Origin of the sequence: Streptomyces sclerotialus, from assembly GCF_040907265.1 — a bacterium.
In the GTDB taxonomy this organism is placed as follows: domain Bacteria; phylum Actinomycetota; class Actinomycetes; order Streptomycetales; family Streptomycetaceae; genus Streptomyces; species Streptomyces sclerotialus.
This window is the reverse complement of record NZ_JBFOHP010000002.1, coordinates 3,747,345-3,768,454: the sequence shown is the minus strand read 5'-3', so window position 1 is coordinate 3,768,454 and position 21,110 is coordinate 3,747,345. Positions and strand designations below refer to the sequence as shown.

At 73.0% G+C, this 21,110-nt stretch carries 16 protein-coding genes and 5 pseudogenes; 9 read left to right on the top strand and 12 right to left on the bottom strand.

What is annotated here, in order from left to right; translation table 11 throughout:
* Window positions 1–102: 102 nt before the first annotated feature.
* Entirely contained in the window at window positions 103–615 is a 513-nt protein-coding gene (locus AAC944_RS16625) for a nitroreductase family deazaflavin-dependent oxidoreductase (protein WP_368397211.1), read from the top strand.
* 264 nt (window positions 616–879) lie between these two features.
* On the opposite strand, the pseudogene AAC944_RS16620 reads toward AAC944_RS16625, so the two are convergent.
* Window positions 880–1,526, bottom strand: a pseudogene (locus tag AAC944_RS16620) (TetR family transcriptional regulator).
* A 251-nt stretch (window positions 1,527–1,777) separates the two neighbouring features.
* Here AAC944_RS16620 and AAC944_RS16615 point away from each other — a divergent pair.
* On the top strand, window positions 1,778–2,542 hold the full coding sequence (locus AAC944_RS16615) for a VOC family protein (RefSeq protein ID WP_030619773.1): 765 nt from the start codon (window positions 1,778–1,780) through the stop codon (window positions 2,540–2,542).
* Between the two features lie 694 nt (window positions 2,543–3,236).
* Window positions 3,237–5,814: pseudogene (gene afsK, locus AAC944_RS16610) on the top strand (protein serine/threonine kinase AfsK).
* Window positions 5,815–5,828: 14 nt separating this feature from the next.
* Here the strand turns inward: afsK and AAC944_RS16605 are convergent.
* Entirely contained in the window at window positions 5,829–6,677 is an 849-nt protein-coding gene (locus AAC944_RS16605) for a hypothetical protein (RefSeq protein ID WP_078888775.1), read from the bottom strand.
* A gap of 152 nt (window positions 6,678–6,829) precedes the next feature.
* Between AAC944_RS16605 and AAC944_RS16600 the strand changes: the two genes are divergently transcribed.
* Together AAC944_RS16600 and AAC944_RS16595 are read left to right on the top strand one after the other, a co-directional pair.
* Window positions 6,830–7,345, top strand: a complete 516-nt coding sequence (locus AAC944_RS16600) for a hypothetical protein (RefSeq protein WP_051872100.1) — start codon at window positions 6,830–6,832, stop codon at window positions 7,343–7,345.
* A gap of 96 nt (window positions 7,346–7,441) precedes the next feature.
* Window positions 7,442–7,802 (top strand): annotated as a pseudogene (locus AAC944_RS16595) (AMP-binding enzyme); the annotation flags it as partial.
* Here AAC944_RS16595 and AAC944_RS16590 read toward each other — a convergent pair.
* The 10 genes and pseudogenes from AAC944_RS16590 to AAC944_RS16545 form a co-directional block, all read right to left on the bottom strand.
* Window positions 7,753–8,976, bottom strand: coding sequence for a cytochrome P450 family protein (locus AAC944_RS16590; RefSeq protein WP_030619764.1), 1,224 nt, complete (start codon window positions 8,974–8,976; stop codon window positions 7,753–7,755). The pseudogene AAC944_RS16595 and the gene AAC944_RS16590 sit on opposite strands and share 50 nt — an antisense overlap.
* The gene (locus tag AAC944_RS16585; protein WP_030619761.1) at window positions 8,901–10,355 is read right to left on the bottom strand and encodes a cytochrome P450; all 1,455 of its coding nucleotides are present in this window, start codon (window positions 10,353–10,355) and stop codon (window positions 8,901–8,903) included. The genes AAC944_RS16590 and AAC944_RS16585 overlap by 76 nt, the downstream gene beginning before the upstream one ends.
* The gene (locus AAC944_RS16580; RefSeq protein ID WP_030619759.1) at window positions 10,352–10,924 is read right to left on the bottom strand and encodes a GTP-binding protein; all 573 of its coding nucleotides are present in this window, start codon (window positions 10,922–10,924) and stop codon (window positions 10,352–10,354) included. Before AAC944_RS16580 ends, AAC944_RS16585 begins: the two co-directional genes overlap by 4 nt.
* Window positions 10,925–10,973: 49 nt before the next feature.
* Window positions 10,974–11,333: a DUF742 domain-containing protein gene (locus AAC944_RS16575; RefSeq protein WP_030619755.1), complete on the bottom strand. Its 360-nt coding sequence runs from the start codon at window positions 11,331–11,333 to the stop codon at window positions 10,974–10,976.
* Window positions 11,330–11,758, bottom strand: coding sequence for a roadblock/LC7 domain-containing protein (locus tag AAC944_RS16570; protein WP_030619752.1), 429 nt, complete (start codon window positions 11,756–11,758; stop codon window positions 11,330–11,332). The genes AAC944_RS16575 and AAC944_RS16570 overlap by 4 nt, the downstream gene beginning before the upstream one ends.
* Window positions 11,755–13,335, bottom strand: a complete 1,581-nt coding sequence (locus AAC944_RS16565) for an ATP-binding protein (RefSeq protein ID WP_030619749.1) — start codon at window positions 13,333–13,335, stop codon at window positions 11,755–11,757. The genes AAC944_RS16570 and AAC944_RS16565 overlap by 4 nt, the downstream gene beginning before the upstream one ends.
* Before the next feature lie 191 nt (window positions 13,336–13,526).
* Window positions 13,527–13,817: pseudogene (locus AAC944_RS16560) on the bottom strand (AMP-binding enzyme); the annotation flags it as partial.
* A gap of 467 nt (window positions 13,818–14,284) precedes the next feature.
* Entirely contained in the window at window positions 14,285–14,521 is a 237-nt protein-coding gene (locus tag AAC944_RS16555; protein WP_030619743.1) for a hypothetical protein, read from the bottom strand.
* Window positions 14,522–14,742: 221 nt separating this feature from the next.
* On the bottom strand, window positions 14,743–17,706 hold the full coding sequence (afsR, locus tag AAC944_RS16550) for an SARP-family global regulator AfsR (protein ID WP_051872097.1): 2,964 nt from the start codon (window positions 17,704–17,706) through the stop codon (window positions 14,743–14,745).
* A 168-nt stretch (window positions 17,707–17,874) separates the two neighbouring features.
* The gene (locus tag AAC944_RS16545; RefSeq protein ID WP_368397361.1) at window positions 17,875–17,997 is read right to left on the bottom strand and encodes a hypothetical protein; all 123 of its coding nucleotides are present in this window, start codon (window positions 17,995–17,997) and stop codon (window positions 17,875–17,877) included.
* Between the two features lie 166 nt (window positions 17,998–18,163).
* Between AAC944_RS16545 and AAC944_RS36535 the strand changes: the two are divergent.
* The 4 genes and pseudogenes from AAC944_RS36535 to AAC944_RS16530 form a co-directional block, all read left to right on the top strand.
* A pseudogene (locus AAC944_RS36535) lies at window positions 18,164–18,487 on the top strand (aldehyde dehydrogenase family protein); the annotation flags it as partial.
* Window positions 18,488–18,515: 28 nt separating this feature from the next.
* On the top strand, window positions 18,516–18,860 hold the full coding sequence (locus AAC944_RS36530) for an aldehyde dehydrogenase family protein (RefSeq protein WP_438272809.1): 345 nt from the start codon (window positions 18,516–18,518) through the stop codon (window positions 18,858–18,860).
* A gap of 35 nt (window positions 18,861–18,895) precedes the next feature.
* Window positions 18,896–19,231, top strand: a complete 336-nt coding sequence (locus AAC944_RS36525) for an aldehyde dehydrogenase family protein (protein WP_438272830.1) — start codon at window positions 18,896–18,898, stop codon at window positions 19,229–19,231.
* A 270-nt stretch (window positions 19,232–19,501) separates the two neighbouring features.
* Window positions 19,502–21,070 carry an APC family permease gene (locus tag AAC944_RS16530; RefSeq protein WP_030619738.1) on the top strand — a complete coding sequence of 523 codons (1,569 nt, stop codon included), beginning with the start codon at window positions 19,502–19,504 and terminating at the stop codon, window positions 21,068–21,070.
* Window positions 21,071–21,110 lie beyond the last annotated feature (40 nt).

Below are 21,110 nucleotides of genomic sequence, written 5' to 3'. Positions count from 1 at the left end.
CGGTGCGCGGCGCAAGGGGGTGGGAATGTGCACGGCCGCTCCCTGCCGTGACGGCCCGTCAGGTCCGACAGGCGCGACCGTACGGCCGGGAGGAGCCCGCCGATGGATGCCGTGTCCGCCGAGGAGCAGGACGAGGACCTCCGTGGCTTGAGCGCACTGCTGCGCGCTCACCACCACGGCCCGGACGGGCCCGGAGCCGCCGGACGCGCTCCGAGAGGCCACCACGAGGGCCTGTGGCGGCTCCTCGCCCGGAAGTGCGGGCTGCCCGGCACCTGCGAGGAGGCCGGCCGCGTACTGCTCACCTCGACCGGCGCGTGGAGCGGGCAGCGGCGGCGTACTCCGCTCGCGTACATGCCGGAGCCGGGCGGCGGCTGGATCCTGGTCGGCGGCAACTTCGGCCGGTCCGGCCGTCCGGCCTGGACCGCGCACCTGCTCAAGTGCCCGGACCTCGAGTTCAGTTGGGGCGGCCGGGACGTCCCCGTACGGACCGTGCCGCTCACGGGGGGGGAGCGGGCGGCGGCGTGGCGCGCTGTGCCGGCCTTCTGGCCGCCGTACGCCGCGTACCAGTCACGGGTGACGCGCGAGATCCGGCTGTTCCGCCTCGTGCGCCGCTGAACCGGCAGCCGGCGCCGTACGCGGCTGGTGCGGCGTACGGAGGCGCGTCGGCCGCCGCGTACCGGAACGGCTGCGTATCCGGTACCGCACACAGATACGCGTCGGGCACCGTCCGGCTCTCGGGGAGAGTCCGGGCGGTGCCCGACGCGGTGTGCAGGTATGGCAGGACGAAGGACGGACCGGTGGGGACACGACGGCGGCAGGGCGTGCCGTGGCCTGTCGTCGCGTCGTACCCGGGGGCGGCGGTCGCACGCCGCTCCCCGGCTACTTGGCGGGCTTCTTGCCCGTGACGCCGAGGTGGACGAGCATCGCGAGGTTCGGCTTGAGCTCGGCCTGCTTGACGCCCCAGCTGGTGAAGCCCTTCTGGTGGCCGGCGACCGCGGCGAGCATGGCGACCAGCGAGCCGGCCATCGCCGCCGGGCTGACCTCCTTGTCGACCTTGTTCTTGGCCTGGAGCTCCTTGATGGAGTCCGTAAGGGAGTTGGTGACGGCGTTCAGGATCTTCATGCGGATCTTGTAGAACCGCTTGTCACCCTCCGCGGCGCCGAGGTCGACGACGCGCAGGATCGCGTCGTGCTTCCGCCAGAAGGAGAGGAAGCCGTCGACCAGTTCCTCGGCCGTCTGCCGGCCGGACTTGCCGCCCAGGAGCGTCCGGCGACCAGTTCGGTCAGGCTCGCGCCCTCCTTGGCCATCTCCTCGGCGATCTCGAGGACGGCGCCTTCGACGTCGGGGAAGTACTGGTAGAACGTCGCGGGCGAGGTGCCCGCCTTGCGCGCGACGTCGATGACCTTGACGTCCCGGTAGGGGGACGAACTGAGCATCTCGCTGAGGCAGTCGAGGAGCTTCTGCCGGGTCGCCTGCCCGCGGCGGCCGGCGACTCTGCCGTCGACGGTACGAACTTGTCCTGTCATGCCGTCAGCTTACCGAGGGGTGATCGGAGCGCGATTTGGCTGCCTGCAAATGGGGATGGGGCGAAGCGGGCTCCGAATATGCTGCTGCCGCTTGACTTCGGGGCCGCGCATCCGGCCCGGCCGCTTTGGCCTGAACAAGTGAATCGACTTATCAACAGCCTGTGGACAATCGCGGTGGACAACCTCCCGGGGGTATCAGGGAGGCGCTTATCCAGAGGGCGCCGCTCGGAATTCCCGGTTAGTTTGTCCGTATGACGGCTTTTGTGGAAGGTGCTCCCTGCTGGGCGGACGCGATGCTGCCCGACCTGGAAGCGGGCAAGCGCTTCTACGGCGAGCTGTTCGGCTGGTCCTTCGTGGACGGCGGTCCCGAGCTCGGCGGCTACGCCACCGCCCTGCTCGACGGGCGGAAGGCCGCGGGCCTGCTGCCCAAGAGGGACGGCCGGATGCCCACCGTATGGGGCGTCTACTTCGCGACCTCCGACATCGCCGCGACCGTCGCCGGGGTACGGGAGGCGGGCGGCTCGGTGATCACGGGTAGCACGCCGATCGGTGACCTGGGCGCGATGATGCTGGGCGTCGACCCCGGGGGCGCGGTCTTCGGTGCCTGGCAGGCCGGCCGGCACGAGGGCTTCGAGGCGCAGGCCGAGCCCGGTGCGTACGTATGGATGGGCCTGAGCACGCGCGCCCCGGAGGCGGTCGACGCCTTCTACGGGGACGTCTTCGGCTTCGAAGGCGTGACCGACGGTGCGGGGGCCACCGCCTCGTTCCTGCCGTGGCGGGTCGCGGGACAGGAGCGCGAGATCGGCTGCCGGATCGTGCTGGACGCCCGGGCGCCGGCCGAGCTGCCCGCGCACTTCACCGTCTTCTTCCTGGCCGAGGAGATGGGGGCGGCCCTGCGGACGGTGGTCCGGCAGGGCGGCAAGGTGCTCAGTGAGCCGCAGGGGACTCCCGGCGGCCACCTCGCCCTGGTCGTCGACAATCAGGGCGCGGCCTTCGGGCTGATGGCCCCTGAGTAGCCGTGGGAGCGGCCGGCGGCCGCCTTGCCCGTTCCGTACCACCCATCCCACCCGCCTCTCCCGTCTCACATGCAGAAACATCGGCCGCATCGGTCGAGGCGCATAACCCACCAGCTCCGTACAAAATGCCATGCCCCTTGCCAAGTGTGCGTGCCCGTCCGGCAATTAGTTCGTGGTCATGGCCCCCGAACGGCTTTCGGCACAGCAGAATTGGAGGCCGGTGGCAGCTCCCGTTGCCGGGCCGCGGGCGGCGCGGTCCGGCAACGGGTCCGCAGGCTCGGCGGCAGGCCCGTGAGCACGCGGGGCGAACAGTACGTACGGGGATGGGAATGGCGACGACGGACCGCACACCGGTGCCCGGACCGGCACCCGGGGAGGACCGGCCGGGGCGTACGGCCGTGACGTCGGCCACCTGGTGGTCACCGGACATATGTGCGGCCGGAGCATGAACGGGACCCGGCGGGCTCCCGCACGAGGGGTGTAACGGCAGGTAACGACCCCTGTGCGCACCGCTCGGCGGGACACGGGACACGACGGGAAGCCCCCGGGTTCGCAACCGTCGGCTTCGCCAGGAAGAATCAGCATGCGTACGGCCGAATCGGCCAGGCGGTGAGACGCTGCTCGGGGCAGTGGCTCTCGGCGGCTCTTGGCTTTTGAGAGTCTCTTTGACGCCCCACGGGGAGGTGGCAGGCAAGTGGTGGAGCAGCTGACGCAGCACGATCCCCGGCGGATCGGCCCGTTCGAGGTGCTCGGCCGTCTCGGTGCCGGCGGTATGGGGCTGGTGTACCTCGCGCGCTCGGCGTCCGGCCGGCGCGTGGCGATCAAGACGGTCCGTACCGAGCTCGCCGAGGACCAGCTGTTCCGGGTCCGCTTCACGCGCGAGGTCGAGGCGGCGCGCGCGGTCAGCGGCTTCTACACCGCGGCGGTCGTCGACGCCGATCCGCGCGCGGCGGTGCCCTGGCTGGCGACCGCGTACGTCCCCGCCCCCTCGCTGGAGGAAATAGTCAATGAGTGCGGGCCGCTGCCGGCCCAGGCGGTGCGCTGGCTGGCGGCCGGCGTCGCCGAGGCCCTGCAGTCCATCCACGGCGCGGGCCTGGTCCACCGCGACCTGAAGCCGTCGAACGTACTGGTCGTGGAGGACGGCCCCCGAGTGATCGACTTCGGTATCGCCAGCGGGGTGTCGAACACCCGGCTGACGATGACGAACGTCGCCGTCGGTACGCCCGCGTACATGTCACCCGAACAGGCGCGCGACTCACGCAGCGTCACGGGTGCCAGCGACATCTTCTCGCTCGGCTCCACCCTGGTCTTCGCCGCCACCGGACACGCGCCCTTCCACGGCGCCAACCCGGTCGAGACGGTCTTCATGCTGCTGCGCGAGGGGCCGGACCTGGAGGGCCTGCCGGACGAGCTGCGGCCGCTGATCGAGTCGACGATGCAGATGGAGGCCTCGGCCCGCCCCACCCCGGCCGACCTGCAGTCCCAGCTCGCGCCGCACCTCTTCGGCTCCGGTACGGACGACAGCGGTACGGCCTCGGCCTGGCTGCCCGGTAACGCCGTCGGCCTGATCGAGAGCCGGCGCGGCGGCCGGGTCGCGGCCGCCCGGCGCGCCGCCTCCGCGGGACGCGGCGCCTACTCCGCCCAGCAGGAGCGGCCGCCCGCGCAGCCCCCGGGGCCGCCCGCGTCCCGGCCGGCCCCGCAGCGCCAGGAGAGCGCGCCGATGCCCGCGGCCACGGGCGACCCCGGCTGGGCCGCTTCCGCGGCGGTCGGCCCGGGTGCACGCCGGATGGGCGACCCGCGCAGCAGCGCGCCGCTCGCGCAGGCGGCGCCCACCGGCCCGGTCGCGCCCGCCCCGCCGCCGCCCCCGGAGACGGAGGGCCCGGACGGCTCCGTGCGGCTCGGCGGTGCCGTGTCACCGATAGGGCCGGGCCCCCGGGCGGACGTCACGGCCGCCCCGCCGTCCCCGCAGGCGCAGCCCGGACAGGCGACCAACTGGGTGCGGCCGCCGACCGGCGTGCAGGCTCCTCCCGGGCCCGCGGGGCCGCCGCCGGCGGTTCCCCCGCAGCCCGCACCGGGCCCGCAGGGCGGTCACGGCGCGCCCGCGCCGGGGCGGCCGGGCGATCCCGCGGCACAGGGCGGCGGCCGCTGGCGCCCCTGGCGCTTCCGCATGTCGAACGACGTGTGGGGCACCCCGGTGGTCTCCGGTGACCTGCTGTACGTCACGTCCTTCGAGGTGCACGCCCTGGACGTGGCGAGCGGGCGGCGCCAGTTCAAGACGCGCGAGGTCGCCTGGGCGATGGCGGTCTCGGACGGCCGGATCCACGCCTCGGACGGCCCGAGCCTGTACGCGCTGGACGCCACCGACGGCTCCGAGCTGTGGCGGCTGAACACCGAGGGCTGGGTCTACAGCCTGGGCGTCGACCGCGGCACGGTCGTGACCGGCACCCGCGGCGGCGGCGTGCAGGCCTGGGAGGCGGCCAACGGCGAGCTGCTGTGGGAGATCGGCGGCGCGCAGACCGACTTCGAGACCGCCGAGTCCGGCCCGGTCGTGCACGAGGGCACGGTCTACGTCTGGGCCGACGCGCGGCTGAAGGCCCTGGAGGCCCGTACGGGCGCCGAACGCTGGTCGTACCCCGTCGGGGGACGCGGCGTCCTGCGGCGGCGTGCCGGTGCGGCTGCTGGCCGCCCCGGACGGCGTGGCGTACGTCGTCGCCGGCACGCGCGTCCTGGCCGTCGACATCAACCGCGGCGACGTCCGCTGGCACTTCGAGGCGCCGGCGGTCTTCCTGTCGCCGCCCGCGTTCGCCCCCGGACCCGCCGTCACCGGCGGCGGGATCTACCTCGCCGACTACCTCGGCACGGTCTACGCCCTGGACGCCACCGACGGCCGGGACCGCTGGCGGATCGCCACCGAGGCCCGCCAGTCGACCGAGCCGGTCCTGGTCGCCGACGGCGCGGTGCATCTGGGCAGCGGCAACGCCCTGTACACGCTGGACGCGGTGACGGGCACGCCCCGCTGGCGCTTCCAGGCGGGCGGAGAGGTCATCGGCGCTCCCGTGGCCGCGGACGGCCGGGTGCACTTCGGCTCCGCCGACCACTGTCTGTACACGCTCGACGCCATGGGCGGCCAGCTGCGCTGGAAGCTCGCGACCGGCGGCGAGATCACCGGCACCCCGGTGGCCGCTGCGGGCGTCGTCTACGCCTGCAGCAAGGACCGCTGCGTGTACGCACTGGACGCGGCGAAGGGCACGGGGCAGGCGCGGCGCTCCTAGGAGGCGCGGCGCTCCTAGCGCTCTTCGGGCGGGCGGTCGTGGCCCTGCTGCCGGTCGCCCAGGACGCGCGGCAGCGGCTGTGTGGGCTCGGCGGGCCGGGCGCGCTGCCCGCCGTCACCGTACGGCTCCTGAGGCGCGACCGTCGGCGTACCGGCCGGCGGGGTCGTGCCGTCGTGCGTCGGCGGCCACGGCTCCCGTGACGCGCCGCCGCCGAGCGGCCCCGGGCCGCCGTAAGGGACGTCCGGGTGCCCGGTGTGCGGGCCCGGTCCCGGCTGCTCCCCGTAGGCGTAGGGACCGCCCTGGGGCGCGCCCTCGTACGGGTACGGGGCGTCGCCTTCATAGGCGTACCGGCCGTCGCCCTCGTAGGCGTACGGGCCGTCGGGCTCTCCTCCGTAGGGCGCCGCTTCGTACTCCCGCTCCTGCGCCCGGCGGCGCTTACGGGCACGTACGCCGCGCCGCCCGCTCATCATCAGGGCGCCCAGCAACAGCAGGATGCCGCCGCCCAGTGCCGCGGCGACGCCCACGCCCAGCCCCCTGCCACCGTTCCCCGCGGTGAGGCTGCCGGCCGCCTGGCCCTGCCGCACCATCCACAGGACGGTGAAGCCCAGCACGACCAGTCCGGCGAGCGTGACCAGGAGACGGGACCGCAGCACCACGCCGATCAGCGTGACCAAAGCCGCGACCAGCATGGGCAGCAGGAGCGAGCGCATGACGTCGGCGCCCGTGCCGAGGGTCCCGCTGAAGAGATCCGCGACGCGGAAGTCCTCGCCGTGACGGCCGTCGTACCAAGGACGGAAGGGGCTCCATACGGCGGCCGCCGCTCCGATGAGGGCGATCAGGGAGCCGATCACGTTGCGAATCACCGGCGTCGCCTCGCTTCGCTTCGTCGCTTCGCGTTGTCCCGCTCTTCCTGGTTCCCTCCAGAACCGACGCTACGCCGTGCCGCCGTGCCCCGCCACGGCAATGCGGTCCCGGTATCGTGACGCGTCCACTTCAGCAACTCGGGGGAATTCCTATGACACGCCGCCACCTGCGGCTCACGGCCGTCGTGGCCGTCGTCCTGCTCTCACTCACCGGCTTCCGGCCGCACGGCGGAAGCCGTGGCGGTGACGGCGGCGGCGGAGGCTGCAGCGCGCACTCCAGCAGCAGCGGCTCCCACGGCAGCAGCAACCACTACGACGATGACGACGACTACGACGATGACGACTACGGCAGCGGCGGCCCGGACAGCAGCCCGAGTGCCACCGCGAAAACCCGGGGCAGGGTCGTGGAATGCGTGCCCGAGCACCCGAAGGCGGCCCGGCCGGGCGCGAAGGTCCGGCTGACGGACGACGGCCTGTACGACGAGGTGACGATCACGGTCGAGTTCCGCGGCGCGGACGGCTCGGTGGTGGACACCGGGGAGCGGAAGGTCGACCCCATCCTGGACGACGAGGACGACGCGGCCGGAGACCCGCTCTTCAGCGTCCCTATGGCCCACCCCGACCGGGCCGGCAAGGTCACCCGCTGCGCGGTCCGCAGCGTCGTCTGACCCCGCGCCCGGCCCCGTGGTCCGCCCTCGTGGCGGGTCACCGCACCCGAAGGGGCGCCCCCCCCGTGCGCCGCTCCTCGAAGAGGTGCGCCGCGACGGTCTCGGCCACGGATCAAGGACATGTTCGTCGTCGGCGGGTTCAACGCCTACCCGGCCGAGATCGAGCAACTGCTGCTCCGGCACCCGGACATCGCCGACGCGGCCGTGATCGGGACCCCCGACGCCCGGCTGGGCGAGGTCGGCCGGGCGTACGTGGTGCGGCGTCCCGGCGCGACCGTGACGGGGGACGAGGTGATCGTCCGGTCACGCCGGGAGGAGGCCGACTACAAGGTGCCCAGGAGGCGATGTTCCTGCCCGAGTTGCCGCGCAACGCCGGCGCAAGGTCCTGAAGGCGGAGCTCCGTACGGTCAGCGGCGGGCGAGGCGGACCGGGAGGGACTGCAGGCCGTTCCCGATGAACGAGCCGGTGGCCCGCAGTTCGCCCGGGGAAACGGCCAGCTCGATGTCCGGGAAGCGCGCGAAGAGCGCGGGCAGGGCGGTACGCGCCTCCATACGGGCCAGCGGCGCGCCCAGGCAGTAGTGCACCCCGTGGCCGAACGCCAGGTGCTCGCGGTCGGCACGGCTCAGCTCGAAGGAGTCGGCGTCCGGCCCGTGCCGCTCGGGGTCCCGGCCGGCCGCGGCGTAGGCGGCGAGGATCGGTTCGCCCCGCCGGATGACGGTGCCGTCCTCCAGGGGGATGTCCTCGACCGCGTAGCGCAGCGGCAGGTTGGCGATGCTGGGGGCCCAGCGCAGCGTCTCCTCGATGACGTCGTCCCAGCCGGCCCGCCCGTCGGCCAGCAGGGCACGTTGCTCGGGGTGGGTGAGCAGGGCGTGGACGGCGTTGCCGATGAGGTTGACGGTGGTCTCGTAGCCGGCGCCGATGACCAGCAGGAGGGTGTCGAGCAGCTCCCGCTCCTCCAGGCGGGAGCCGTCGTCGTCACGGGTGGAGACCAGGACGCTGGTCATGTCGTCGCCGGGCTCGCGCCGCTTCAGGGAGATCAGGTCACCCAGTACGGCGGTGATCTTCGCGGCGGTGGCGGAGGCCTGCTCCGGGGTGGCGGAGGTGTCCATGACCTCGTCGATGACCGAGCCGACCTCGACCCGGGACTCCTCGGGAATGCCGAAGAGTTCGCAGATCATCCGCATCGGAAGGGGGAGCGCGTAGGAGGAGATCAGATCGACCGGTTCGCCGGCGGGTACCGCCTCCAGGTCCGCCAGCAGCTCCTTGGTGATCCGCTCGACGCGGGGTGCCATGGCCTCGGTGCGCCGGCCGGTGAACGCGGGCGCCACGAGCTTGCGGAGCCGGCGGTGATCGGCGCCGTAGGCGGTGAACATGTTCTCGACGCCGACCCAGGACTGCAGCCAGCTGTCGTGGTGCTCGCCGTTCCGCCAGGCGGGCCAGTGCTGCCGCGGGTCCTTGCTCACCCGGTCGTCGGCGAGCAGCCGCTTGAGCAGGCCGTGCCCGCCCACCGACCAGGCGTTGATGCCGCCGGGCAGCTCGACGAGCGCCGCTGGGCCTATCGCGCGGAGGCGGGCGGCCTCGCCGGGGAGGTCGGTGCCGGCCGGGTCGATGGCGACGGGCTGCTGTCCCATGGGGTAGCTCCTGCCTGATCGGGGGTGAGGGGGGAGAAGCGGGCCGGGAGCGCGGTCAGGGCGCGGTGGAAGGCGCCGACCCGCCACTCCAGCTGATCGAAGGGCACGGTGAGTTCGATGTCGGAGAGCCAGGCGGTGAGCCGCTCGATGGCGGTGGTCGCGATGAGCAGCGCGGTGGGGCGTACGGGACAGGCGTGCGGCCCGGCGGCCCAGGACAGGTGTGCGCCGCCGCCCGCGCGGGGCTGCTCCAGCGGGGTGGTACCGAACTGCGCGTTGGCCGCGGCGTACGAGACCAGGGTGAGCTGGTTCGCGCGGATCCAGGTGCCGTGGAAGAAGACGTCCCGGCGGGGGAAGTGCGCGGAGTAGTTGCCGAGCGGCGGGTCGTTCCACAGCACGTCGTTGATGGCGTCGCGGGCGGTCAGCGCGCCGCCGGACAGGGTGCTGTAGTAACGGTCGTCGGAGAGCATGCGGGCGAGCGCGTTGCCGATGAGGTTGGTGGTCGGCTCGTGCCCGGCGCCCATGGTGATGACGATCTGGTGGATCAGCTCCTCGTCGGTCAGCCCGGCGGGGTGGTCCATGAACCAGGAGGTGAGGTCGGGGCCGCGGCGCTCCTTCTTGGCGGCGACCAGCTCCATGATGTAGCGGGTGAAGTTCTCGTTGGCCTGCGCGGCCTGTTCGGGGCTGGCGCCCTCCAGCATGTCGGCGAGCGCGGAGATCAGCCGGTCGCTGTAGGAGTCGGGGAGCCCGAAGACCCGGTTGAAGATCATCAGGGGCAGGACGCGCGCGTACTGGGAGATCAGGTCGGCCCGGCCCTCGGCGCCGAACCGGCTGATCAGCTGGTCGGCCGCGCCGTGCACGTAGGAGCGCAGCTCGTGCGGCTCGATCAGCGCGAAGCTGTCGGTGATCACCTTGCGGTAGCGGTCGTGCGCCTCGCCGTCGCTGAAGAACACGTTGGGGCGCCAGGCGAGCATCGGCATGACCTGCGAGTCCGCCGGTACGGTCGGCATCCAGGGCCGGGAGTCCTTGGACCAGGTGGCTTCGTCGTGCAGCAGTTCCAGGGCGGCGCGGTAGTCGGTGACCAGCATCGCGGTCACGTCCGGCGCGATCTCGACCTGGGCGACCGGTCCCTGCCGCCGCAGCAGGTCGTAGATGCCGTGCGGATCGGCGGCGAAGTCCGGCCCGTACAGCCGCACGACGTCCTGTGCGGGGTCGTAGGGCGCGGCGTGTGCGGCCTGCGGCGGGAACGGCGCGGACGCTCCGGTCCCGCCGCCGTGTGCGGCCGTTCCGCCGTGTGCGGGGCAGCCCGGGGGCGGTGTCGCCCCGCCCGGGGCAGCGGGGGACTCGGGCGGCAGCGCCCCGTACTCGTGGGGGGTGGTCATGCGGGGTCTCCGGGCGTGTGGTCCAGGACGTGCCCGACCAGGGCGATCAACGCGTCGAGCGACTGGTCACGGTCGCGGGCGTCGCACACCACCAGCGGGGTGTCCTCGTGCAGGTCGAGGTGGTCGCGCAGGGTCTCGACGGGGTGGGCGGGGGCGTCGGGGAAGGCGTTGACGGCCACCGCGTACCGCAGCCCGGCCTCCTCGATGATGTCCATGACCTCGAAGGAGTCGGCCAGCCGCCGGGTGTCGGCCAGTACCAGCGCGCCGACGGCGCCGCGCGCGATGTCCTGCCACAGCGGCCGGAACCGCTTCTGGCCCGGCGTGCCGAAGAGGTACAGCACGAGGTCGCCGGCGAGCGTGATCCGCCCGAAGTCGATGGCGACGGTGGTCGTGGTCTTGTCGCGGACCCCGGCCAGGTTGTCGACGAACGCGCCGGTCTGCGTCATCACCTCTTCGGTGTGCAGCGGCGGGGTCTCCGACAGCGCCCGGATGAAGGTGGTCTTGCCGACCCCGAAGGGGCCGGCGACCAGCAGCTTCACCAGGGTCTGGTCGGTACCGGACAGGTACATGGCGCCATGGCCGGCGCCCTCGGCGGCGCTGTCGGCGCCGCCCGCTGCGCTAGGACTTGAGAGTGCGGAGTCCATCGAGGACCCTCTCCAGAATCTGCCGGTCGATCTGTTCGGCTTCGGGGATGGGGGATCGGGCGTGCAGGTGGCCGGCGTCGACGAGATCGGCCACCAGGACCTTCACGACGCTGACCGGCAGCCGCAGGTGCGAGGCGGTCTCGGCGACGGTCAGCGCGCCCGGCCGCAGCAGCTCCAGGAGCCGCAGCGCCTCGGGACGCAGCCCCGCGGGCGCCGTGACGGTGGCGCCGTACAGCACGGTGAGCCGGTCCAGGGTGTTGCGGCTGGGGCGGGCGCGGCCGCCGGTCGCCAGATAGGCCGGTACGAGACGCCGGTTGCTCTGGCGGGGCGTCATGCGGCCGGACCCGTTTCCCGGGGCGGCGAGCTCATCGCCTTCGCGCCGAGGGTGGCGACCTGGACCTGCATCTGGTGGGAGACGACGCCCATGTTGACGTCGGGGCCGGCGAAGACCGCGAGGCAGGTGTTCTCGCCGGCCGGGATGGCGAGCACCCAGCCCTCCTCGGACTCCACGACGGTCTGCCGCAGCCGGGCGTCGTCCTGGCCGGTGAACGCGGCGGTCACCGCGCGGCCCGCGCCCTGGAGCGCCGACATCATGGCGGCCACGCCCTCGGCGGCCTCCCGGGCGAGTCCGGGCGAGGAACCTTCGATGAAGCCGTCGCCGGAGATGACGGCCGCGTGCAGGACGTGCGGCAGCTCCAGCAGCGGGGCCAGCACCCAGGACTGGTCCTGCGTGACACGACGGCGGACAGGGGTGCTCATGCTCGGTCGTTCCCTTCGGGGCGCGGAATGCGGTTGTCGGCTTCGGCCCGCCCGGAGAGAGTGCCGCGCTGCAGGGCGGCCCAGCGGGTGGCGGACTCCTGCGGGCTGCGCTCGGCGACGGGTTCCGTGCGGGGGAGGGCGGGTTCGGGTTCGGTGGTGGGCCGGCGCCGGCGGCGGCGCGGCAGTTCGTTCGCCGTGTCGGGCTCGGACCCCGGCGTGTGCGCCGGCCCGTGCTCGGGCGCAGGCGCGGGCGTGGGCTCCGGCGCGGGCGTGGGCTCCGGTGCGCGGGCGGCCGGGGCCTCCGGCGCGTACGCGGGCTCGGATTCGGGCGCGCGAGTGGGCGTGCGCTGCACGGAAGCCTCCGGGGTGCGGGCGGACGTGTGTTCCGCCGAGGCCACCGGCGCGGCCCCTGCCGCGGGTGCCGGCAGCGGGGCGGCCTGCGGCGGCGCCAGCGGCGTCGAGTGCGCCCGCATCATCTGCGGCGGCAGCGGGGCCATGACCGACATCGGCTGGGTGTCCTCGTCCATCAGCGTCAGCAGCGGGTCGCCCGGGATGTAGACGACGGCGCGCACGCCGCCGTACGGCGAGGACTCGACGTGCACCGTGAAGGCGTACTGCCGCACCAGCTGGCCCACGGCCGCGAAGCCGGACCGCGGCGGGTCGCCGAGCTCCGTGAGCAGGACCCGCTCTCCGCCGCTCAGCAGGCGCATCGCGTGCTCGATCTCGTCCGGGTGCATGCCGATGCCGTAGTCGTCGACGATGACGGAGGCACCGCGGTTGCCCTGCTGGAGCGTGACGGCCACGGGCAGTTCGTGGTGGGAGTGGTGCAGCGCGTTGGCGAGCAGTTCGGTGAGGGCGACGGCGACCGGCTCGACGGCGCGGGCGACCACGCCCACCGGGTCCCGCAGCAGGTTGCTGACCTGGACGCGTTCGTAGCCGCGCAGCCGGGACATCGCGCCGACCACGAGGTCGGCGAGGTGCGAGTCGTCGCGGGTCAGGCCCGGCCAGGCGCCGCAGACGACGCCGGTGGTCTGCACCCGGCGCAGCGCCTGTTCGTTGAGGAAGTCCGCCTGCAGCAGATCCTGGGCGACGGCCTGGTCGTCGTAGCGGTGCTGCATCTCCTGCAGCAGCGTCTGGAGGCGGTAGAGCAGCGCCTGGATGGTCGTGGTGGCGCCGCGCATCGCGGCCTGCGCCGCCTCGTCGACCCGGGCCCGCTCCTTGGTGACCGCCTGCGTGAGCTGGTCCATGGCCGCGGTCAGCGCCCGGTCCACGTCGGTTCCCGTGAAGCGGGGGTCGTTCAGCCCGCGGACGGCGACGTGCGGATGGGCCAGTGAGGTGGCGAGGTCGGGCAGCCGGGCCTCGGCGAGGTGACGGAGTTCGGCCTCGGTCGCGCGGAGCTGCGCGGCGAGCTCGGTGTGCCCGCGCTCGGCCGCGGAGGCGCGGGCCTCTGCCGTGTCCAGGTGCCGGCGCAGGGCCTGGGTCCGCTGCCTGCTGCGGACCAGGAAGAAGATCATCACCACCGCGGCGGCCGTGCCTGCGGCCAGGCACCAGAACAGTGTCGCCGGTATGGAAGTCATCGGGGTCCTCGTGTGGGGGGCGGCTTGGCGACGGCAGACGAACACCTGATCGCCGCCGCGATGTTACCCACCAAGTGACCTTTCGCACGGCGAAGTGGGAAAGCGGCATTCCGTGTGGACAAGATCACTCCGTTTTACCGGTGATCACGCCGGAAACACCCGGAATGTTCTCTACCACTTATCAACCGGCGCTAGTCGTCGGCGCGTTCGCGCGCGTACCGTACCCGCAGCTCACTCTTGAGCACCTTGCCCAGCGGGCCGCCGCGCGGCAGCGCCATCGCGATCTCCAGCTGCTCCGGCAGCTTCTGCGTCATCAGGCCGGCCCGCCGCAGATGGTCCGTCAGTTCCGTCGGCGCGAGAAGCGGTCCGGCCGGGCCCGCGAGCGTGACCACCGCGCACACCCGCTCGCCGCGCTCCCGGTCCGGCAGCCCGATGACCGCCGCCTCCGCCACCGCCGGACGGCCGTGCACGAGCTCCTCGATGCACGGCCCCCAGCCGGGCCGGCGCGCGCGAGGCGAGGGCGTGCTCACCCGGATCGGCAGCTGCCACGCCAGCCGCGTCCTGGACCCGGCGCCCAGCTCCCGGAAGCCCGCCGCCGCGCGCAGCGCCTGCTCCCGCGCCTCCCCGAAGGTGACGGTGCGCCCGTCCGGCTCGTAGAACTTCACCGCGTCCGCCGAAGCGGCGGCCCGGTGCTCGACCAGCTCCCAGAGCGTGCGTATCCGACCGGACTCATGCACGGCGCGCCTCCCGGCAACGGACGGGACGGTACGGGACATGGCGCGACTGCAGCACCGTACCTGACGGCCCGTCAACTCATGCGCACGCCCGTGGGTCCCCGCGTCCGGCCCCGGACACGCCGCAGGGACCGGCCCCGACGGCATCCCCTCCTTGCCGTCGAAACCGGCCCCTGCGATCCCCCGGATGGTGGTTCAGCGGGCCGTGCGCCGGATCAGTGCTCCAACTTCGGCTCGGCGATCGGCCGGTGGCTGTCCTGCGGCGCGGCGATCGCGGTGTCGGCCGCGACCGGACGCTGGCCCTCCTGCGCGGCCAGGACCTCTTCACCGATGATCGGACGGTGGCTGTCCCCCATGGTGACGACCTCGTCGCCGATGATGGGACGGTGGCTGTCGAGCGGCTTGACGACGTCCTTCTCGCCGGCCCGTGGGGCCTTCTTCTCGGTGCTCACAGTGATCAACTCCTGTGTGTGGGCGCTTGCGGTCCACCGGCCCGGCGACTCCCCCGTGGGTCGCCGGACGGGTGAACCAGGGCCGAACACCTTGCGGTGGGGCCTCGTCACCGAGCCGCTTGCCCCCCGAGGCGGCGGTTCGGTACGTAGAAGAGTGACGCGCGGCGATGAACGATCGATAAACGGCGGCGATTACCTCACCGAGCTGCGCCGATGCCCGGTCAGGCGACGGCGGCGGGGGAGAGCAGCTGCTGCACCTGCGCGCTCTCCGCCGCACCCAGCCGCTCGTAGACGGTCAGCGCCTCCTGCCAGCACACCCGGGCCCGCCCGGTGTGCCCGACCTGGCTCAGCGCCCGCCCCAACGTGGTCAGCGCGTTGGCGCGCCAGAGCTCACCGCCGACACCGCGCAGCGCGGTCAGGGCCTGCTCGGCGTAGTTGGCGGCGCGCGCGGGCCGCTGGGCCGCGAGGTCGACCTCGGCCAGCCGGAAGTACGTCATGCCCTCCCAGAACGGCTGCCGGCTGTCCTGGAAGATGGTCAGCGCGGCGTTGAGCTGCTGCCCGGCGTCGTCCAGCCGCCCGGCGGCGGTGAAGGCGAGCGCCAGCGCGTACATGCCGTTGGCCAGCCGGCGGGTCGCGCCGATTCTGCGGTAGATCGCGACGCCCTCCTCGGCGAGCTCGATGGCGCTGTCCACCCGGCCGGTGTCCAGGTGTACTCGCGAGAGGTTGCACAGCGCGCTGGCCTCGGACTGCTGGTTGCGGTCTTCACGGAACGCGATCAGCGCCTGGCTGAGGTAGGCCTCGGCGTCGTCGTGCCGGCCCTGCGCGCCCGCGATGATCCCGCGGTCGTTGGGCGCGTAGGACGAGGAGATCGGGTCCTCCGTCGCCAGACCGAGGAGCATCGCTGCCTTGGCGTGGTCGTCCGCGTCGTCCAGCCGCCCGGCCAGCGTACGGATGTAGGCGAGCGAGGTGTGGATACGGGCCTCGGCGTGCTGGTCACCCAGCGCGCGGGCGGCCGCGAGCACGGTCATGTTGGCCTGGTCGTGCTGGCGCGCGTCGGCACCGGACTCGGCCAGGTCCTTGGTGAGCAGCAGCAGATCGGCGGCGCGCCGCACCGTGTCCGCGCCGGTGGACTGCTGCGCGCAGGCCAGCAGACACCCCGCCTCGCTGAACAGCCACTCCAGCGCCACCGCGCGGTCCTCGAAGGCCAGCCCCGGATACCGGGTGCTCTCCATGTGGTCGACGAGCCGGTCGCCGGGGCGCTCCAGGGCGTACATACGGGCCGCCGAGGCCAGGTAGAAGTCCAGCAGCCGGGAGAGGGCTGCGGCCCGCTCGGAGGGCGGGTGCTCGTCGCGCTCGGCGCAGCTGCGCGCGTAGAGGCGGACCAGGTCGTGGAAGCGGTAGCGGCCCGGGGCCGCCGATTCGAGGAGCGAGGCGTCGACCAGGGACTCGATCAGTTCCTCGGCCGCGTCGACGTCCATGTCCAGCAGGGCCGCCGCGGCGGCGAGCGAGATGTCGGGCCCGTCGGCCAGCCCCAGCAGCCGGAACGCGCGCGCCTGTACCGGTTCCAGCTGCCCGTACCCCAGCTCGAAGGTGGCCTTGACGGCCAGGTCGCCCGCGCGCAGTTCGTCCAGGCGGCGCCGCTCGTCGGCGAGCTTGCGGGCGAGTACGGAGACGGTCCACGTACGGCGCGAGGCGAGCCGGGAGGCGGCGATGCGGATGGCCAGCGGCAGGAAGCCGCAGGCACCCACCACGTCCATGGCGGCCTTGCGTTCGGCGCCGACCCGCTCCTCCCCGACGATGCGGGTGAAGAGGGTCAGGGCTTCCTCGGGACTCATCACGTCGAGGTCGATGAGGTGCGCGCCGGCCAGGTCGATCATGCGGGCGCGGCTGGTGATCAGCGCGGCGCAGCCCTCCGTACCGGGCAGCAGGGGCCGTACCTGGGCGGCGTCCCGCGCGTTGTCCAGCAGCGCCAGGACGCGGCGCCCGGCGAGCGTGGAGCGGTACAGCGCCGCGCGTTCGGCCACGCCGTCGGGGATGGAGGAGTCCGGTGTGCCGAGCGCACGGAGGAAGGCGCCGAGGACGGCCTCCGGTTCGGCAGGGGTGTGGCCGGCGCCCTGCAGGTCGACGTAGAGCTGGCCGTCGGGGAAGTGCTCGCGGGCCGCGTGCGCGACGTGGACGGCCAGCGTGGTCTTGCCGACGCCGCCGATGCCGGTGAGCGCGGAGACCGCCATCACGCTGCCCTCGGCCGTGGCGAGCTGGTCGCTCAGCTCCGCGACGAAGGAGACGCGGCCGGTGAAGTCCGCGACGGTGGCCGGGAGCTGTTGGGGGCGCAGGGGGGCGGGGCCCGCGCCGGTCTGCTCCTCCGGCGGCGGGCTGGGCGCGTCCAGGCCGGCGTCGGCCCGCAGGATGCGCTGGTGCAGCTCAGCAAGGGAGGCGCAGGGCTCGACGCCCAGCTCGGCGTCGAGCAGACGGCGGGTATCGGCATAGACGGCCAGCGCCTCGGCCTGCCGTCCAGAGCGGTACAGCGCGAGCATGAGGAGTTCGCGGAGCCGTTCGCGCAGCGGGTGGGCGGCCGTGAGCGCGGTCAGTTCGGACACCGCCTCGGCGTGGTTGCCCAGCTCCAGGTCCAGGTCGAGCCGGGCCTCGGTGAGGGAGAGCCGCCATTCCTCCAGGCGGGTGCGCTGATTCTCCGCGTACGGGCCGGGAACGCTCGCGAGCGGTTCGCCGTTCCAGAGGGTGAGGGCGGAGTCCAGCAGGTCACGGGCGCGGCAGCGGTCGCCGCTCGCACGGGCCTTCTCGGCCTCGGCCGCGAAGGCTTCGGCGCGGTCCAGGTCCAGGTCGAGCGCGCCCGGCCGGCCGGGCTGGAGTGCGTAGCCGCCGGACTCGCTGACCAGCGCGTCGGCGTCCGCGCCGAGCGCCTTGCGCAGCCGGGAGGCATAGGTCCGCAGCGCCGCGAGCGCGGCGTGCGGGGGCTCGTCGCCCCAGATGGCGTCGACCAGTTCGGCGGCGGTGGCGGTGCGGCCGCCGCGCAGCAGCAGAGCGGCGAGCAGGGCGCGCTGCTGCGGGGTGCCGGCTGCGAGCGGCGTGCCGCCCCGCCAGGCCCGTACGGGACCGAGCACGGTGAAGCGGAGCTGCTGCTGCCCCTGCCCCGGACTCTCGTCCATGGTCTCCCCCTGCCTGTGCATCTCGTTCGCATCGGCCAGTCTGCCTTGTCCGCGGCCCCTGCGTCAGTAGGGGTCGGGTCTGTGCACAATCCCTCCTCTTGTGATCCACCGGGCCGGAAGACGGCCGGGCGCCGGCCGACGCCGTACCGCCGGAGGGGAATCGTCCGTTTCCCCGTAGTTGACGGCTCGTCAGGGCACCGCTGCTGTGAGGCGCATGGCGATGCACGCGGAGACCTCGGAGGCCTCGGAGACCTCGAAGGCCTCGGAGGCCCCGGAGACCTTCCCCAGGATCATCTCGGTGGACGACCACACGGTGGAGCCGCCGCACGTCTGGCGGGACCGGCTGCCCGCGACGTACCACGACGCCGGCCCGCACCAGCGAGGACGCCGAAGGCCTCGTCCTCGCCCCCGGATTCGTCGACCCGCACACGCACTACGACGCACAGCTCTTCTGCGACCCGTACGCCACCCCCTCCATGCCGTGCAGATGCTCACCGACGACCCGGCACGCCTCTTCGGACTGCGCGACCGCGGCCGGGTCGCCGAGGGGTACCACGCCGACCTGGTCCTCCCCGACCCGGAACGCGTCGACGCCGGGCCCGCCACGTTCGTCCACGACCCGCCCGGCGACAGCCCCCGCCTCGACTCGCGCGCGCCGGCCGAGGCCGGAGCGCCGCCCGGCGTGGTGAACGTGGTGACCGGCTCGCGCCCCGAAGTGGGCGAGGCCGCGGTCGACGCGCCGGACGTGGACATGGTCAGCTTCACCGGCAGCACGGCGGTCGGCCGGGCCATCGCCGAGGTGTGTGGCCGCGGCAGGAAAACGGCAGCTGATGGAACTGGGCGGCAAGGGCGCCGCGCTCGTCTTCGACGACGCCGACCTGCCGGCGGCCGTGGCCGGCATCGGCACCGCCTTCTCCTTCTGCAGCGGCCAGACCTGTACCGCGCCCACCCGGGTGCTCGCCCAGCGCGGCGTGTGCGAGCGGCTGGCCGACGGGCTCGCGCGGTACGCCGGCGCCCTGAGGGTGGGCGACCCGCGCGAGCGGGACACGGTCGTCGGCCCGGTCATCCCCGCGGCACACCGCGACCGCGTCGAGGCGTACGTCGAGCTCGGCCGCAAGGAAGGCGCCCGGCTGGTCACGGGCGGCGAGCGCCCGGCGCGGGACCGCGGCTGGTAGGGCGCCCCCACCCTCTTCGCCGACTGCGCCCCGGGATGCGCATCGTCGGGGAGGAGATCTTCGGGCCGGTGGTCGCCGCCCTCCCCTTCGGCGAGGAGGAGGTCGTCGCGCTCGCCGGCGACGAGGAGGAGCACGTCGCGCTCGCCGGCGACAGCGACTACGGGCTGATCGACTACGTCCGGTCCGGCGATGTCGCGCGGGCCTTCCGGGTAGCCGGCCGGCTGCGCGCCGGCGGGGGCGGCATCGACACGGTGGGCCGCAACATGGAGGCCCCGTTCGGCGGCTTCCAGCAGAGCGGCGTGGGCCGTGACGTCGGGGCGTACGCCCTCCGTGCGTACAGCGAACTGCAGGCGCTCGTCTGGCCGGGGTGAGTACGGTGCGCTGTCCGTTGTTCACCCGGACGGAGGCGTCGAGTCCGGATAACGGACAGCCATGGGAAATTTTTGAACCCCAACAAAACGGACAGGGCTGCGGTTCCCGTAATTCCGTTCTCAACAATTGGACCTTGCTGTTACCTGGCTATGAGCTTCTGTCGCCCGCTGATTAACAGGCGTTAGCGCCAACTTCCCTTCACATGCAAGGTTCAGTCGCCGGAGTTCGATCATCCGGATACGAATACAGCAGCGCTTAACGTCCTGTTCATGGTTCAGGTAGACCCTCGGCCTCCGGCCGGAGACACGGTAACGGGCGTCAACGGCGACGCATCGGGCGAAACCCGCAGCAAAGGCCTCAGCGGCAACTCCGTCGGCCTGCTCGGCAGTGCCGTCATCGGACTGTCCACCGTCGGCCCCGTCTACTGCCTGACCTCCACCCTCGGTCCCACCGTCGGCGAGGTCGGCCTCCAGATGCCCGCCGTCTTCCTCGCGGGCTTCCTGCCGATGCTGCTGGTCGCCTTCGCGTACCGCGAGCTGAACAACGCCGTCCCCGACTGCGGCACCTCCTTCACCTGGACGGTGAAGGCCTTCGGGCCCCGCATCGGCTGGATGTGCGGCTGGGGCCTCGTGATCGCGACGATCATCGTGCTGTCGAACCTCGCCGGCGTCGCCACCTCCTTCTTCTACCTCCTCCTCGGCCAGCTCACGGGCAGCGACTCCGTCGCCGCCCTGGACGGCAACAAGCCCGTCCACGTCCTGACCTGCCTGGCCTTCGTCGCCATCGCCACCGCGATCAGCTACCGCGGCGTGACCACCACCAAAGGCCTGCAGTACGCGCTCGTCGGCCTGCAGCTCGTCGTGCTCGTCGTCTTCGTCGCCATGGCGATCGGGAAGGCCCGCTCCGGCGACCTCACCGGCTCCATCGACTTCCAGTGGTCCTGGCTGAACCCCTTCGAGGTGAAGTCCTTCGCGTCCTTCACCGCCGGACTCTCCCTCTCGATCTTCATGTTCTGGGGCTGGGACACCTGCCTCACGGTGAACGAGGAGACCACGGGCAGCGAGAAGACCCCTGGCCGCGCCGCGATGCTCGCCATGGTCGTGCTCATCGGCTCCTACCTGACCACCGCGGTGGCCGCGCAGATGTTCTCCGGCGTCGGCACCAAGGGCCTGGGCCTCGGCAACCCCGACACCTCGGACAACGTCTTCGCCGCCCTCGCCGGTCCGGTCATGGGCTCCGCCCTCGGCGTACTGCTCTTCGTCGCCGTGCTCGCCTCGGCCGCCGCCTCGCTGCAGACCACCTTCATCCCGGTCGCCCGCACGGTCCTGGCGATGTCCACGTACGAGGCGCTGCCCGCCTCCTTCGCCCGCATCCACCCCCGGTTCCGGTCGCCGGGCCGGGCCACCGTCGCGGCCGGCATCGCCACCGGCGTCTTCTACGCCGTGATGACCTTCCTCAGCGAGAACGTCCTCGTCGACACGATCTACGCCCTCGGCCTCATGATCTGCTTCTACTACGCGATCACGGCCTTCGCCTGCGCCTGGTACTTCCGCGCCGACCTGCGCAAGTCCGCCCGCGACCTGATGCTCAAGGGCGTCTTCCCGGCGCTCGGCGGGCTACTGCTGACCGGCGTCTTCGTGAAGACCCTCATCGACATCTGGGACCCGGCCTACGGCACCGGCAGCTCCGTTCTCGGTGTCGGCTCGGTCTTCGTCATCGGCGTCGGCCTGCTCGTGCTCGGCTTCGTGCTCATGCTGATCATGCAGCGCCGCAGCCCGGCCTTCTTCCGCGGCGAGGTCCTCACCCGGAGCACTCCGGCGCTGGTGGTGGAGGACTGAGAGAGGGGCGGGAGCGGGGGCTGCTGGGTTCTTACGGGCG